Origin of the sequence: Paenibacillus sp. Soil522 (assembly GCF_001428245.1) — a bacterium.
GTDB lineage: Bacteria > Bacillota > Bacilli > Paenibacillales > Paenibacillaceae > Pristimantibacillus.
The window spans coordinates 185,465-201,704 of record NZ_LMRV01000033.1 but is presented as its reverse complement, the minus strand read 5'-3'; the positions used below and the strand labels follow the sequence as shown (position 1 = coordinate 201,704).

The following is a 16,240-nucleotide window of genomic DNA, read 5'->3' as shown; positions in this document are numbered from 1 at the left end:
GACAGGAACCACTTACTCATAATAGCTGCGAATTACGATGTCTTGATCATAATTGCCAAAACCTTTTCCGTACAGGGTAAGCCCTCCCCGGCCGCGTGCGATGTCCTCCGCGCTGATACGAAACGTCCACTGCGTGTTGTCCCAGGACACATCCTTTATCGTGATCCCGGAAATTTGCTGGCCATCAATGAAGGTCCCATTTTCATTTATTCGCAGCACCTTCATCAAGCCGTATTGATTGACGTCACTATGCCACCAGTCCGGCGACAAACGGCCTCTCATCCGGCCGAAATCGCCGGGGCTTGTCCATACGCCAAGCAGCTGGTCATTGATCGTAAACTGAATATCCGAAGGCCAATTTTCTTCGATATGCGGAGCTTCGGAACCGATCTCCAAGGATATTTCAATTTCCTGCACCTTTTGGTCCTTAAATAAATAGTTCGGTATTTTGTATTCCACAAACCCTTTAGCAAACCACAAAATGCCTGCATGAACACGTTCGGGATCCAAAAAATAAGTCGGATTGTCATAATGGCCGATCATCTTCTCTGTTGTTGCTATTCCGCAAGTTGGAGCTGCTTCGAAATCGGTATAGTGCCCGACAGGCACAGAAACCTCGACGAACTTTCTTGCGGCAGCTGCCGTACGGGATAATTTGATTTGGAGAAACTCTGTAGACATCGAACAATATTTATAGGTTCCGCCGTTGATTCTTTTCATTTTATAGCTGACGAGCCCTGCTTTTTGCAGCTTGTTCACATGCTTACTGACAATGGCGCTGCTTAAATATAGTGTAGATGCCAGCTCTTTAATATGCATCTCCTTTGTATATAATAAATCAATAATTTGCAAGCGCACCTCACTCGCCAGCGCCTCATATACCCGCAGCGATTCCGCATCGGTCGATAAATACATTTTGCACACCCGCTTCTACAATTAGTAATTTAGTTAATTCTGTGATTTTCGTTTCTATTGTATTGCATGTATTTTTCTATTATGATAAATATGATATAGGATTTCAACAATTATGAATTAATTTTTTAATTAATTCAATTAGGAGGGTTTTATTCTGTGTCTATGAAATCAACGATGCTTATCGATAAAAATTTTACCGTCTCGGCGGTAGATCCTAGACTCTACGGCTCCTTTATCGAGCACTTGGGCCGCGCTGTATACGGGGGCATTTACGAGCCGGGTCATCCCACGGCAGATGAGAACGGCTTCCGCCGCGATGCGCTGGAGGCAATCCGTTCCTTGAACGTTCCGATCATTCGTTATCCGGGCGGAAATTTTGTATCCGGCTATAATTGGGAGGATGGCGTTGGTCCCAAAGCGCAGCGGAGACGTCTGCTCGATCTCGCATGGTGGACCACGGAAACGAATGAGGTAGGGACAAATGAATTCGCGGATTGGGCGAAGCTAGCCGGCTCGGAGGTCATGATGGCCGTCAATCTGGGTACGCGCGGCGTTGATGCGGCTAGAAATCTCGTTGAATATTGCAACCATCCGTCCGGTTCTTACTATAGCGATCTGCGTATTTCTCATGGCTACAAGGATCCGCATAAATTCAAAACATGGTGCCTTGGAAATGAAATGGACGGGCCTTGGCAAATCGGGGCAAAAACGGCTGTGGAATACGGCAGGCTCGCGAACGAAACCGCCAAAGTAATGCGCTGGGTAGATCCTTCCATTGAGCTTGTGGCATGCGGAAGCTCAACGAGCGGCATGGATACCTTTGCGGACTGGGAGGCTACTGTGCTTGATCTTACCTACGAGCAAGTGGACTTTTTGTCGCTGCACTCTTATTACAACAATAATGCAAATGATTCCGCGAATTTCTTGGCGAAGTCGCTCGATATGGATCAATTCATCTACAGCGTAACCGCTATTTGCGACTACGTGAAGGCGAAGAAACGGAGCAAGAAGAAGCTCATGCTCTCTTTGGATGAGTGGAATGTTTGGAATTCAATCGGATCAAGCCGTGCCGATGAACGCTGGCAGGTGGCTCCACCGGAATTCGAGGACGTATATACGCTGGAGGATGCTCTTGCGGTTGGCTGTTTCTTAATAACGCTTCTGAAGCATGCGGACCGTGTAAAAATGGCATGCATCGCACAATTGATCAATGTCATAGCGCCGATTATGACAGAAAACGGCGGACCGCTGTGGCTGCAAACGACGTATTACCCCTATATGCATGCGTCTCTCTTCGGCAGAGGCACGGTACTTCATCCGATAACGACATCGCCTAAATACGACTCGAAGGATTTCACTGATGTTCCATACTTGGAGGCAATCAGCGTATACAATGAGGAGCAGGGCGAGGTGACTATCTTCGCAGTTAACCGGCATTTATCGGAAGGGCTCGAGCTTGACGTCGACGTTCGCAGCTTCGGAGAAGTGAGCATTATAGAGCATATCGTCCTGGAAAATGAGGATGTGAAAGCATGCAATACCAAAACGAATCCAAGCAACGTCGTTCCACGAAACAACGGAAGCGCTAAAGCCGATAACGGATCTGTGAAAGCGATGCTCGGCAAAGCTTCATGGAATGTGATCCGTCTGCAAACCAAAAAAGGATAGTAAGCATCAATGATAAGAGTTTAAAACCACTTGATTTCAAGGCAAAAACCGCCGAAGCAATTGCTCCGGCGGTTTTTGCCTCAGGCGGTTCAACATATGCGCTTGGCATGGCTAATAGATACGCACATAAACAAAAAAAAGACCACTCTAAGTCTTTTCTTTGAAATTGCATATGAAAATGAAAATTATTTAATAGAAAAACTCCGTGCGCTTTTCCGTAAAATAAAATAATCCTGATCGGTGATGCGAATCTCTAACCTTCTCAATAATCTCGCTTAAGTTGACCATCGAGTCTGCATCTTTCAACGACGAGGCGATCTGATAAAGAGTGTTAAAGCTTCCTAAGGCATGCTCTTTGTTTACTGCCCCATTTTTTAGATTCATTAGTACGCGTTCGATTTCGCTGTTAATGAACCAAATGACTCTTTTTCTAAGATTTGAATTATTCATGAGCACCCTCCGCTGTCTATGTAATGTACCTGTTAAGTATAGCTCCAACAAAAATAAAACTCTGTCGAAGTGCGAAGTCGAAAAAAATTTTTTTTACGTAACAAAAACCCTGCTCCTTTACTTGCATGCGAGAGAATAGGATTTTTGAATATCCGTGTATTCATGCAGGATTTAAACGGATTTCTTGTTAGCTAAGGCTGCATTGACGTTTGCGTTTTGTCGAATAAATATGCAGAATAGCGCTAACGAAAAACGACAACTTTCGAGTTTTTTACTCTAGCTGCTATCATCTGATTGCATTTTCTCCAATTAATGGGTTGTTTTTTTGCATAGGTTCACTCTTGTAATCGATTCCATTCAACTAATAGAGCCACACTCTGGATGTCTGACATGACGTCCAAAGTGTGGCTTTCATAGAGCTATTCGGTTTTATTCGTATACAATAAACTCCGCGATCGTCTGGCGGTGGTGCCTTCGGATACAACGATTTGGATAAGCTAGACTGGAGCAATGCGCAGCCACTGGATCGCTGCAGGAAAACCAGCAGCCGTCAGCACCAATCGGTGAGAGCCTTCTTTGACTTGAAATTTCCGGGGCAACCGAAAGGTTTGCCAGCCGTTTCCCTCCGTTTCAGACGTCCCAAGCAAGGCGCCGTTCAAATAAATATGAAGGCTGCCATAGTCCTCAGCTCGAAGATGGATATCCAACGTAAAATCAAATAAAGATTGGAAGGAGGATACCGTAAATTCATAAGCAGCCCAGTCATTTGAGGCTAATTGAACATACATCAGCTCATCCGGCTCCCATTCCTCTCCCTTCATATGTTGAAAATTCGGCTTCTCCCTTTCACTCTCCACAAAACGGATATCCGTACCGTCATTTACCCGAAAACCGATGTTTTTTACGGATTTCTCGCCTATGCTGAAGCTGGTGCCTGCCCCCTTATAGCCATAAAAAATGGCCGGAATTCGGACGGGAGGCCTGCGGAATAGAGCGTTGACGACCTCAGGCCGGTACAAGCAGCGTTCAATCAACAGATTATCTAAATATTCCCGCAAAATACGTTCAGCCGAATTCGCATCCGGCTTAGCTCCGCCCTCTAAATAGTCAATAAGCAGCTGCCAGCCCTCAGGCATGATGACAGAACATGGAGAGTTGGTGCAACCCATCTTCTTCCATGTCCAAAAGTTCCAGGAAATATCATGGTCTTCGTACAGCCTGAATACTCCCGCAAACCAATCGCAGTTGTTCTCCCCTCCCTCGCCCATAAAGATCGGAACATTCCACTCCTCCCTTTTGTCCAAAAATAACTGAATGCTCTCGGTATCGGGATTGTTCCAGTATTTATGAAATTGAAGCATGAGATTGTCGTCGATCTTCTCATCGAAGATCGACCAGTCGGTTGCCCAGTGCGCGCCTTCCAAAATGATCATATGATGGTCATCCACTTCACGGATCGCGTCCACGATTTCTTTATAAAGCGGCATGACCTCGCCGTTATACGCCGAGAACCATTCAGGAAGCGGCTCGTTTAGCAAATCATACCCAGCCACGATCCACTCGTCCTTATAGCGATCGGCAAGCAGCCTCCATAACGAAACCGTCAACCGTTTATTGCGCTCATCCATGAACAGTTCCGGCTTGTCGTTTTCCGAATCGTCAATATTGGTGCCGGTCTGCCCGCCGGGAGCGCCATGCAAATCCAGAATGACATAAAGCGAATATTTCCGGCACCACTCGATTACCCGGTCTATGAGCTGCATACGCCCTTCTTTAACCTGCAAGGGTTCTCCCTCTTCTATTAGAAATCTCGCATTAATAGGAACGCGTACGGAATTGAAGCCCTCCAATGCTATTTTTTGAATATCCGCTTCTGCCGTATGCCGGTCATAATAAAGCTCCCAGAAATCAGCCGCCTTTGCCTCCCCGATCAAATCAACAATCAATCGTTCGATCCTTCTAGGACGGTCGCCTTGATCGGGAAACCGCCACATATAGCCTTCAGGCAGCAGCCAGCTCCCGAAACCGACGCCGCGAAGCAGTATTTCTTTACCCTCGCCGTTTATCACTTTCTTCCCGGAAGCTTTTAGAAACCCCCGCACTTCACGATTATGCTCCATCTCCAACTCCTCGTCCCTTCTAGGGTCAACCTTTAATCGCGCCTTCCGCTATACCGCTCAAAATATATTTTTGCAGGAGCAAATAAACGACCATAATCGGAAGCATCGTCAGCACCAAAGAAGCCAGAATCGCCGACCAGTCGTTGTTATACTCACCGAAAAGCATATTTGTAGAAATGAGCAGCGTGTAATAATCCGAATCCGTAAGCATAAGCAGCGGAAGCAGAAAATCGTTCCACATCCACAAAGCATTCAATATAGCGACCGTTGCCGTAATGGGCAGAAGCAGCGGAAAGATGATGACAAAAAACAACCGGAAATCACCGCATCCGTCCATAAGCGCCGCTTCATCCAAATCTCTTGGAATCGACTTAACGAAACCGTGGTATAGAAAGATGGCCAGCGCGACTCCAAGCCCGATATAGATCAGCCCGAGACCAAGTGTAGTCCCTTGAACCTGAAGCTCCTTCGAGATTTTGACAAGCGTAATTAGGATCGAATGAAACGGGATCAAGGATGACAAAACGAATAATGCGAACAAGAAATGGCTTAGCTTTCCCGGTGTTCGCGACATTTTGTACCCGGCCATTGATGCGAATAAAATGATTCCCGCAACACCCGTGATCGTCACAACGATCGTGTTCCGGAAGCTTCTTAAAAAATCGATCTTCCGGTAGGCGTCGGCATAATTGCTGAACGCTGGACGGGCAGGAAGCGACAAAACCCGATTCAGCATTTCCCCGTCCGACTTCAAGGAATTCAGCACTGCCATATAAATAGGAAATAGCGTGATGATCGCGGCGATTATTAAAAAGAGAACAATAAAAGCGTTACCGGCGCCGCGACTAACCGATGAAAGTTCCGTTTGCCGCTTCGCCATTAAGCCTCCACCTCTCTTCTTTTCATGATCCATAATTGGATCATCGTTATGAGCAGGACAATAACGAACAGGATGATGGCTTTGGCGCTGGCATATCCAAAACGCTGATTGAAGCGGAACGCTTCCTCCACAATATTGAGCGCAATCACCTGCGTGGATCTGCCCGGTCCGCCGCCGGTTAACGCATATACGGCGTCAAACACTTTAAACGAAGAGCTTAGCGTTAAGAAAATACCGATCGTAACCGCAGGATAGATCATCGGAAGCGTTACATGCCGGAAGGTCTGCACGCTGCTTGCGCCGTCAATGGCGGCCGCTTCTCTTAATTGCTCCGGCACTCCTTGCAGTGCCGCTATATAAATAACCATTTGATACCCAACGCCGCCCCACAACGAGAGAATAATGATGGAGTAGAACGACCAGGATGGATCGCCAATCCAGGATTGGTCCAAGAAGAGAAAACCTGATTTTTCCGCGATAGCAGGCAGCACTTTTGTGAATATGAATACCCACATGAACCCGCCGATAATCAAGCTGAGCATATTGGGCGTAAAAAATACGGTGCGGAACAGCACCTTGCTCTTCCGTCTCGACTCCACAAATACAGCCAAAAGCAGTGCGATAGCATTTTGCAAAACGACCATATAGATTACATATTGCAGCGTGAACCCTATCGATTTGATGAAATAAGGATCATTCCCAAGCGCTTCGGTATAATTGGAGAATCCCACCATTTGATAGGTGGGATTCAGGCCATTCCAATTCGTTAAGCTGTACCACACGCCCCCGAATGTAGGGGCGATGGTAAATACAGCGTAAAACAATAAGGCCGGAAGCACGAAGGCAAGAAGAATGACTGTTTGCTTGTTTTTCCGCGTTATGTTCATATTCGTCTCTCCTAGTTAGCCTTTTGCCTTCCTTATTGCGCTGTTTTGATCGCAGTCGCCCAAGCCTTATCCATACTCGCGATAAACTGTTCCTTTGTAACCTCTTTGGCGTAGTAGCTTTGCAGCAATTTTGACTGTTCGTCCGTTACCCCGTTCGGGAGCTTCAAATCTTGGTAGGCTTTGCCTTTCGCAACGTATTCCGATGCTTCATTCACCCATGGGAACACCTCGTACTTATGAACAGTAGATACCGGATTAAATTTCAGCTCCTGAAACAATGCTGATGAATCCTTGGCATCATAGAAATAGTTCAGAAGATCAAGCGCCACTTCTTTATTTTTGCTGGTATTCGATAAAGCAAGAGTCGTCGAAGTCGACAGGTTGATCATTGTTCCGGCCGCATTGTTGCTGACCGGAAGCGGAGCTACGCCGAATTCCATTTCAGGGTTAACTTTTAAAATGGTTTCGGCATTCCACGGTCCTTGAACCCACATAGCCGCTTTTCCGTTAGCAAAATCAGTAGAGCCCGCTTCGTTTCCAACTTCAAAAGGTTTATCTGTACCGTTCGCCATAATAAGATCGATAATGTTAAAAATATCTTGTACATCCGCGTACGAGGCTTCGCCTTTATTCATTTTCTCGATCCAGTCCGTATGCTCCGAGGAAATGATCCCGCCAAGGGATAGGGCTGTCATCAGCTGCGGCACCCATGATTCTTGGAAAGCAAGCAGGAACGGCTTGGTGTTATTCGCGTTCAGCTTTTCTACAACCGCTTTCATTTCATCCAGCGTTTGCGGAGGCGTGATACCTAAATCGCTGAATATTTTTTTGTTGTACAAATATCCCCATGACAAGCTCTCAAGCGGAAGCGCAACGACTTGACCGTCAAGCGTCACCGTGCTCTTCACACTGTCATATAAAGTGGCGATCGCCGGCTCCGCCGTAAGATCCTCTAAATAACCTGCTTTATAGTAAGTAGGCAGATCGTTGGCATGAACATCGAAGATGTCCGGCGCATCGTCCGATGCGAGTCTGGCCTGCAGCACTTGCTTTGCTTGATCCGGATTCGGCATCTCAAGGTCAATCGTAACCTCGATATTTTTCTCCGCGAGCTCCTTCGCTTTGAACTGCTCAAAATATTTTTCAAATTGATCCTTAAACCTCGGTGAGCCAATCTGAATTTTCAATTCGACTTTTTTGGCTTCCGCAGCGGGCTCCTCCGTTTTTTCTGCGGTTCCCGCAGCATTGGTCGCTGCCGCCTGCTCCCCGTTACCTGTGGAATTAGAGCTGCAAGCAGCAAGCGGCAACATCAACAATAAACCTATAAGACCTAGATAAAGCGCTTTCTTCATCGTGTACGTCCCCCTTTTTGATTTGGTGCTTCTTCAGTATAGATGAGGTAACAGGAGGAAGCATTAGCGCCGATTAGCAGCTTTTATTGCACAATATTGATACGGCATTACTTTACTTTTCCGCTGCGGATATCGCCTGGCGTTATGCCGAAATGTTTCTTGAATACACGGTGGAAATATGCCTGCTCCGGGTATCCGACCATGAGCGCCGCCTGCTTTATCGAAATATGCGGCTGCAGCAGAAGCTCTCTCGCCTTTTCCATGCGCTTGCGGATAATATATTCGGTAAGATTCTCGCGAGTGGTCGTTTTGAATACGCGGCTTAAATGTTCCTTGCTCACAAAAAACTGATGGGCGACCGTTTCGAGCGTTATCGGATCAATGTAATGCTGATCGATATAGCTCTGCACCTCAGCGATGACCAGACGGGTTTTTGATTTTCGAATGGCTTCGATTTTATCGATCGCTTCCCCGTACTTACGCCGGATCGTTTCAAGCGTATCGGGCACTTTGGTCCTTTGCGCAGCAGCCTCCGTCTCCCGGGCCTGCGACGCGAATCCAACCTCATTTTCAGACATGAATTGTTCGAGAATTTGCACAAAATCGTCGCCCATTTTTGCAAGAAGCGCCTGTTCCATTCCTTCCGGGAAGGAGCTTCCCAAAAACTCCTCCAGTTTGTTCATCGTCTGTAAGACGGCCGGCTTGCTTAGTTCAAATAGTGAGGCGAATACGCACTGCCGCAGCACCAAATAACGATCCATTAGAGCCGTGCTCGGGAATACAAGTGGCGATTTCCAAGATGTGTTTACCGTTTGTTTTTGAACCTCCAGTTCATGGATACATTTCTTAAGCGCAGCATTCAGCTCGGCCGGATCAACAGGCTTCAGCAAATAATCCACTGCCCGTGAATGGATGGCTTGCTTTAAATAATTAAAATCGTCATATCCGCTCATGACCACAACTTTCAGTGACGGAAACTGACTGTTTAATTGCTGCAGCAGCTCCACCCCGTCGACGCCGGGCATTCTCATGTCCGTCATGACGATTTGCGGTTCAAGCTCCTGAATTAATCGCAGCCCTTCCTTGCCGTCCTCCGCCTCCCCGACTATTGTCAGCCGCAGTAAGTCCCATTCTCCTAGCGCCTTTATCACCTCTCTAGCCCACGGTTCGTCATCAATAATCAGTACTTTATTCATGGCTGTCCTCCTTGTTATGCAAAGGCAATTTAAGTACGATCAAGGTTCCTGCTTCAGGTTTACTGAATAACCGCAGGGATGCTTTCCCGCCAAAATGCAGCTTTAATCTCGAATCGACATTTTGCAGACCAATTCCCTTCCGAATTCTCGGCTGCTCCTTGACTTTATCCTGGCGATCACGCTTAAGCGCTATCCCTTCCTTCAGCTCAGCTCTAAGCATGCAAAGGCGTTTACGATCAACCCCTATCCCATTGTCTTTGATCAAAATAATGATATGGGCCTGGACCGTCTTCACTCGTATCTCAACCTGCCAGTCCCCTTCTTTCGGCTGCAGGCCATGCTCGAAAGCGTTCTCCACAAGCGGCTGCAGTGTGAACCTTGGAAGGCTAAGCACCTCCCCGGAACCGTCGCTTTCGACGATAACGGTGCACCGCCCCATGAAACGCTGTTCCTGAATAAACAGGTAGTTGCGGATATGCTTCAGCTCATCCGCAAGCGTCGCCGAATCGTGGCCGGAGCTTATCGAATATCGGAGCAAATCTCCTATTCCTTTCGTAATTTTATAGATTTCGGGAGCTCCTTTGACAAGGGCCATTCCTCCGATCAAGTTAAGCGTATTGTTTAAAAAATGAGGATTAATTTGCGCCTGCAATGCCATTAGCTGCGCATTTTTCACTTCGATTTCTTTCTGGTATTCGTTTTCTATCAATTCCTTCATTCGCTTCATCATGGAATTGTAACCGCGCTCCAGCAGCCCGATTTCATCTTTGCTTTGCACAGATGTCAGCTCAAATTGATGAACCTTGGTCATCCTCATCGTTCTGGCAAGGCTGACGATCGGTCTGGTTATACGAAGCGACACTGTAATAGACAGCAGGATAGAGGCGGCTGCAAACAATAATCCGGTTACAATTCCCGCCCTGACCGTATTGTTAGCGCTTTCGGTTATGGTAGTGATGGGCAGAGCTTTGATTAAGGTGAGCTCGCCGTCGTCCACACGTTTCATAAAGAGAAAATAGTTATCCGTTTTCTGAATGTCCAGATCGGCGTGCACGGGTTGATCCTTACTCATTTGATCGATGACTTCATCGAAGCTTTGTTCCGGCGTTGAACCCGTTAACCGTTCCCCTTCATCGTTGACTAAGAACACCGAGCTCTCGTCCTCCGATTTTAAAATATCGCTTACTTCCCTCCAAACATCCTTATTAATACGGACAGACAATCCGCCTAGCAGACGGCGATCCGCGAAGCGGTTAACGCTGTGAAACGCGAAAATACCGCTGCCGGACTCTTTGAAATACATGTTAATGGGCTTTTGCAGCAAACGGGTCCAGTTGCCTTTTTGAATATCAAGAGAATAGATGAGGCCGCTGTTTGCATAGTTGACCGAATAAACCTTTTGGTTTTGATGGGTGTACAGCGCAAGCTCGTCTATTTTTTTGGAATTGGCATAAAAGGCTGTGGTCAATGTCTCCTGAATATACCGTTGTGTCCGAAATTGTCCGCCCAGATCCTGACTGTCTCTCGTGCTAAGACCGTCTATCAATTGCTGATTGACTTGCAAGGAATAGAAGAGAACGTCGATTTGCCTAATTAATTCATCCAAATACTGATCCGCCCAAAGCATACGGGAACGGTTAGCTTCAATTATTTCTTTCTCTACCGAATTTCGTGTATTGTTTGTCGCAATCCAGGTGACCGTCAAAACAGGCAGCGTGGTCAGACAAATCATCAGAATCATCAGCCTATAGCGAATACTCGTACGTTTCATGCGCTTGCCCTTCTTTCTCGCGATAATCAAACTCGTCGACAATAGTTGTCGAATGCTATTCGTTAGGATAAGGCCTTTTTCCTGCTCAGCGTAAATTCTTTTTTATGATGCTCTGTACATAGAAGAAAAGCTGCCTCGTAATAAACGTAGGCAGCCTGCTGTGTTATTTCGATTTGTTACTAAAGCTGCTCCAAAATAGTGAGGACTATAAATCCGTAGACAACAATTTCTGCTCTACTCCCCGAACAATGCTTTCCAATAAATCGTATGATCCGTTTTTAGGAATGTAGAGATAAGTGATCCATTTATCATCGGACATCTTCTTTAAATAAACAATTCCGCTTGTATTTACATTAATATCTCGCTCTCGCGCCTTCATATAAACCTCGCCACCTATATGTACGTTGTAATTATCATTTATCTCCACGGCAAAAAAACGGTCCGAGCGGCTAATGATTTTCATTGGTGATGATGTAGCAGGTTGAATTGCAAGGGCAATGGGATACTTTTTATAAAGATTTTTATACTCATTTAATTGATGAAGCACTTGTTTTTGATACCACTCAGAATAATGGTCTTCCATATGCTGAGTCAACATCGTGTAATCGCGATTATTTAAATAAAATAGAACATCTGCTGCATCTTGACCGACATGATGAATTATTTTTTCTCCATAAACTAAATGAGATTGCTCTTTTTGCACGGCACGGTAAATCATTGTAACCGCTTCTGCTCTAGTTATATTATTGTAGGGCTTGAAAACACCGTCAGGAAAACCTCCAATAATACCTGCACTGCTCACTTTATAAATTGATGATTTCCCCCAATAATGAGTTATATCTGGAAAATATTTAGCCGTGCCAGAAAAGTTGACAGTTGTTTTAAAAGCCCGTTCGATCATAACTGCTGCTTCGCCTCTCGTGATATACGCGTTCGGAGCAAACTTATTGTCCTTTAATCCAGAAATAATCCCACTATTCTTAGCCGCCGACACAGATGAGTAAAACCAATCTTTAGGTTTTACATCACTAAATGCGACGGGGGATACATTGTTATTTTCCAGTGACAATGCACGAACTAACACGGATATGAACTCTGCTCTAGTCATTGGCTTGTTAGGCTTTACGGATATCTGCCCATTCGTTAAAACGACCCCTTTGATAATATCCGCACTCATAAACAATGTTAATTCCATCTTTGCCCAATGGTTTTGCACGTCTGCTAAAAGCGCATCCGGAATGTTTTCTGCGCTCTGATTTTTTATGTTTAATGAAGTGATGTTTTTTTCTTTTACAGGCATGGAATCATTCGCAGCTTCACAACCAAACAAAAACATAATTAACCCAATTAATAAGATGCAAGTCAGTCTGCTAGATTTCATAAAGACCTCCACTTTCTTGTCCATGCATTCCCTAAGGTTACCAATGCATTCTTTGACGTATTATTTCGCAAGAGTCGAAAAAAAATTCATACGTTAACTTAATGAATACACTTTGTTAGATGGTCTATTAATCGTTAACCCAATATCAACGATTAACTAGATTGATAGGCAAATGCAGTGACAAGCTTCTAATAGAATACATATGCTGAGGAAAAAAGAGGTGTTGGTATTTGTGATGAAATACAAGAGCAGCACAATAAGCAGTAAGTGGATTAAAACGAGCTGGCTACTAAAGCAACCTCATTTACGCAAACATATCCCCCGGACTATGCTTTTTAATAAAAAGAATTTGATCTCGATGCTCACCGCTTATTCTACTATTTATTTTAAGCCTACGGACGGTACGGGCGGGGCTAACATTATCCGTATCAATAAAGAGAAAGCAGGTTACCAAACCCAATACAACACCGCTAAATCCTCTTTCCCAACCATTGATAGTTTATACAATAAGCTAACTCGTTTTTCTAATAAACGATCTTTTTTGCTGCAGGAGGGTATCCATTTGGCCAGAACGAACGGAAACCCTTTCGATATTCGTGTCATGATCCAGAAGTCGAACCAAGGAACATGGGTATGCACGGCTATTTTCACAAAAATAGGAAAGCCGGGAAAGGTTGCAACAAATTATCATCAAGGTGGGAAACTCGGCTATTTTCATCAAACAATGACGGGAGCAGGTTACAATGATCCGTTAATTAAACGGATGGAGGTAAAATTGAAGCAGCTCGGTGTCTCTGTCGGGAATAATTTCGATCATAATAGGAAAGGGTTCAGAGAGCTAGGTTTGGACGTAGCTCTGGATCCGAAGGGTAAACCGTGGATTTTGGAGGTAAATACGAGACCCCAATTTTATCCGTTAAAAAATATGAAGGATAAAAGATTATATCAACGCATCGTTTACTATGCCCGGCAATATGGAAGAACGAAATAAGCTGTCCGTGAAATGCTTTTTTAAGTGATTACCGTATATATTTAAGCTAAGGCAAGCAAAGAGCCCCATTGCCTGCAAAGAATAATCGGAGATTATTCGATGCAGGCAATGGGGCTCTTTAGGATTCTTATGTATGTTTTAAGGCGGATGGCTGCCTTTATACAGACATTTTATCGCCTGGTTTTAATACGAAGCCGTCAATCCCTTTATGATGCAGCTCCTGTACAAACCTTTCCGCTTCCTGCCGGATAAAGGGGAAAGTATTATAATGAATAGGCACAACCCGCTTCGCATTGTACCATTCCGCCGCTTGCAGCGCATCCTCCATCCCCATCGTATAGCGGTCTCCGATTGGAAGAAACGCAATGTCAATGGCATGACGCTCACCGATCATTTTCATATCGCTGAACAAGGCCGTGTCTCCCGCATGAAGGATATTCATGCCTTCCATGTTAATGATGAACCCGGCCGGCATGCCCGCGTATACAATTCGTTGTTCCTCTTCCAGAACGATTCCGGAAGAATGGAACGCCTGCACCATTTTCGCCTTCGCAAATCCCAGATCTACCGTTCCGCCGATATTCATATCGATCGTTTTAACGCCCTTCCAAGACATATAGGCGGCAAGCTCGGCAATAGCTACGACTGGCGCATCATTGTTTTTGGCTATCAGATCGGCGTCTAAAATATGATCGGTGTGTGCGTGCGTCAAGAGAACGGCGTCCGTTCTAATGTCCTCCGCCTTTGTTACAGCTAATTCATTACCTCTGAGAAAGGGATCAATAATAAGCGATTTATTCCCTGTTGTCATTTGAATGCAAGAGTGGCCGTGATAAATAATCTCCATAACTTTATAAGTCCTTCCGCTATAATTTTTTATACGTCGCCTCATCATCGCCCAATTCCGTCTACACTATAACTTTACCCGCGCGATCACGCGAGCAACAGAGGAATCCGACCTAATATGAAGCGGCAGCGCTATAATTTCAAACGCGTCGATGTCCAGCAGCCGTTTAACGTTCTTTAAGTTCTCTATTATGAAAATTTGGTTGACGAACAAGCGTTTATGGATGTCAAAAGGATCTTTATCCGGTGACGGAGTATCGAGGCCTATCATTTTCACCCTTTTTCTGATGAGCAGATCAACAAATTCCGCAGTCAAAACCGGATAATCTGTAAAATACGCTGGCTGACCATACAGCTCGGCATGGCCAGTATACAAAATGACGATTTGCTCCGCTTTAATTAACTGCTCGTATTCTTCCTTATAATCAATCACGCTTATTCCATATACGTCAAGCAAAACGCCGTCTCCGACAAATTTCTCCACGGAAAATTCACTTATATATTGCTGAATATCCAATAAATGCATGGGTCCATCTATATGTGTGCCCGCATGCATATTAATGGACAGCTGATGATTGTTGTAGCCATCTTGGCTCATCTGCTTGGATTGTTCCAATACGGTCCCCGCATCTCCCGGATATACCGGCATTCCACTATGAATGAGATGTGTAAGATCAATGATCATGCTGCATGATCTCCCTCCAAAGTTACATATTTAAGAAAATAACTTATATCAACGAATATGTATAGTCAAATTTATTATGGGTTCGATTATTGAAGAGGTTTCTGAGGAGTTTGGAATGCGGAGCATTCGGATTAAATCGTAGGTCGTAAGGCGGCAGCCTTGGTCAAGAGCGCTTGCTTCATCACCGTATGCTTTATCTTTTCTTGCTGAAGCGGCTTTGGCTGGAGAAAAAATGGTTCGTCTTGAATTAATGCCATCAGTGCTTGCGTTACCGCTTTGGCAGCTAAAGCTTCGTTTTCAAGCAAGTAATAAGCAGCTTGATAAGCATAAACTTCGTGCTGCTTTAGAATGGATGCTTTCCGTTGCAGCTCTCGTTTCATGGTCATTGTCTTCATCACTTTACTAATTCACCCTCCTGCCATCCCCTATCCGACTGCAATCCATAACCTTCAAGCTGCCGTCGGAAACATGATCTATTGTTGATTGCGGATAATGTAAATATACAGGAATCCATTTCGTCCACCTAGTACCATGTTTCCATAGTACTTGACAGCTTCCATCCGATGACAACGTATCGCTCTGAAGTTTCCATTATATCTCCTTTGTAACAGGAGATCTCCCTATAATTAGTTAGGGCATACCCCAACAATTGTTAAGGAGATCAAATGAGATCAACACTTTTGAATGACATGAACCTGCGAAATCATGCTGCATCTGCTGACGACAAAATAATTTGAAAATTCATTCATTTCGCATGTATACATTTACAAATCGCACCACATAATAACCTTACATCCAACGAAGGAGTGAACTTACATGAGCAGAAGAAATTCAAACACGCTAGTAGTACCTCAAGCAAAAGCAGCAATTGCGCAATTGAAAACGGAAGCAGCACAGCAGCTGGGTGTTGCGTTTTCACAAGATGGATACAATGGTAATTTATCGACGCGTGATGCAGGTTCTATTGGGGGATATATCACAAAGAAGCTGGTTCAAATCGCAGAACAACAATTAGGTCAACGTAATTTCTAAAAAGAACGGAGAACCCCTCCACTATCTTAAGGGTCATGGAGGGTTTTTTCATGCGTCTTTCCACTC

At 45.0% G+C, this 16,240-nt stretch carries 15 protein-coding genes; 3 read left to right on the top strand and 12 right to left on the bottom strand.

What is annotated here, in order from left to right; genetic code table 11:
- Positions 1–12: 12 nt before the first annotated feature.
- Complete coding sequence (locus tag ASG81_RS09670) at positions 13–915, bottom strand: ArsR/SmtB family transcription factor (protein WP_056632558.1); 903 nt, start codon at positions 913–915, stop codon at positions 13–15.
- 162 nt (positions 916–1,077) lie between these two features.
- On the opposite strand from ASG81_RS09670, the gene arfA reads away from it, so the two are divergent.
- Positions 1,078–2,583, top strand: coding sequence for an arabinosylfuranosidase ArfA (arfA, locus tag ASG81_RS09665; RefSeq protein WP_056632555.1), 1,506 nt, complete (start codon positions 1,078–1,080; stop codon positions 2,581–2,583).
- 189 nt (positions 2,584–2,772) lie between these two features.
- Here the strand turns inward: arfA and ASG81_RS09660 are convergent, their stop codons facing one another.
- The 8 genes from ASG81_RS09660 to ASG81_RS09625 all read right to left on the bottom strand — a co-directional run bounded on the left by ASG81_RS09660 (position 2,773) and on the right by ASG81_RS09625 (position 12,620).
- On the bottom strand, positions 2,773–3,033 hold the full coding sequence (locus ASG81_RS09660) for a hypothetical protein (protein WP_056632552.1): 261 nt from the start codon (positions 3,031–3,033) through the stop codon (positions 2,773–2,775).
- Between the two features lie 497 nt (positions 3,034–3,530).
- A complete protein-coding gene (locus ASG81_RS09655) occupies positions 3,531–5,153 on the bottom strand; it encodes a glycoside hydrolase family 5 protein (protein WP_056632549.1) in 1,623 nt (540 codons plus the stop codon).
- A 25-nt stretch (positions 5,154–5,178) separates the two neighbouring features.
- Positions 5,179–6,033: a carbohydrate ABC transporter permease gene (locus ASG81_RS09650; protein ID WP_056632546.1), complete on the bottom strand. Its 855-nt coding sequence runs from the start codon at positions 6,031–6,033 to the stop codon at positions 5,179–5,181.
- Entirely contained in the window at positions 6,033–6,920 is an 888-nt protein-coding gene (locus ASG81_RS09645) for a carbohydrate ABC transporter permease (RefSeq protein ID WP_056632543.1), read from the bottom strand. The genes ASG81_RS09650 and ASG81_RS09645 overlap by 1 nt, the downstream gene beginning before the upstream one ends.
- A 32-nt stretch (positions 6,921–6,952) precedes the next feature.
- Positions 6,953–8,272 (bottom strand): ABC transporter substrate-binding protein, encoded by a 1,320-nt coding sequence (locus ASG81_RS09640; RefSeq protein WP_056632540.1) that lies wholly within the window; start codon positions 8,270–8,272, stop codon positions 6,953–6,955.
- Between the two features lie 107 nt (positions 8,273–8,379).
- Positions 8,380–9,468: a response regulator transcription factor gene (locus tag ASG81_RS09635; protein ID WP_056632537.1), complete on the bottom strand. Its 1,089-nt coding sequence runs from the start codon at positions 9,466–9,468 to the stop codon at positions 8,380–8,382.
- Complete coding sequence (locus ASG81_RS09630) at positions 9,461–11,239, bottom strand: sensor histidine kinase (RefSeq protein ID WP_056632534.1); 1,779 nt, start codon at positions 11,237–11,239, stop codon at positions 9,461–9,463. Before ASG81_RS09630 ends, ASG81_RS09635 begins: the two co-directional genes overlap by 8 nt.
- A gap of 205 nt (positions 11,240–11,444) precedes the next feature.
- Complete coding sequence (locus ASG81_RS09625) at positions 11,445–12,620, bottom strand: S-layer homology domain-containing protein (protein ID WP_056632531.1); 1,176 nt, start codon at positions 12,618–12,620, stop codon at positions 11,445–11,447.
- A 202-nt stretch (positions 12,621–12,822) separates the two neighbouring features.
- On the opposite strand from ASG81_RS09625, the gene ASG81_RS09620 reads away from it, so the two are divergent.
- The gene (locus tag ASG81_RS09620) at positions 12,823–13,611 is read left to right on the top strand and encodes a YheC/YheD family protein (protein ID WP_327205156.1); all 789 of its coding nucleotides are present in this window, start codon (positions 12,823–12,825) and stop codon (positions 13,609–13,611) included.
- A 157-nt stretch (positions 13,612–13,768) separates the two neighbouring features.
- Here the strand turns inward: ASG81_RS09620 and ASG81_RS09615 are convergent, their stop codons facing one another.
- The 3 genes from ASG81_RS09615 to ASG81_RS09605 all read right to left on the bottom strand — a co-directional run bounded on the left by ASG81_RS09615 (position 13,769) and on the right by ASG81_RS09605 (position 15,540).
- Positions 13,769–14,458 (bottom strand): metal-dependent hydrolase, encoded by a 690-nt coding sequence (locus ASG81_RS09615; protein WP_056632528.1) that lies wholly within the window; start codon positions 14,456–14,458, stop codon positions 13,769–13,771.
- Positions 14,459–14,524: 66 nt separating this feature from the next.
- Positions 14,525–15,142 (bottom strand): cyclase family protein, encoded by a 618-nt coding sequence (locus tag ASG81_RS09610; protein ID WP_056632525.1) that lies wholly within the window; start codon positions 15,140–15,142, stop codon positions 14,525–14,527.
- 131 nt (positions 15,143–15,273) lie between these two features.
- A complete protein-coding gene (locus tag ASG81_RS09605; protein WP_155971379.1) occupies positions 15,274–15,540 on the bottom strand; it encodes a hypothetical protein in 267 nt (88 codons plus the stop codon).
- Positions 15,541–15,958: 418 nt separating this feature from the next.
- On the opposite strand from ASG81_RS09605, the gene ASG81_RS09600 reads away from it, so the two are divergent.
- The gene (locus tag ASG81_RS09600) at positions 15,959–16,174 is read left to right on the top strand and encodes an alpha/beta-type small acid-soluble spore protein (protein WP_056632519.1); all 216 of its coding nucleotides are present in this window, start codon (positions 15,959–15,961) and stop codon (positions 16,172–16,174) included.
- Positions 16,175–16,240 lie beyond the last annotated feature (66 nt).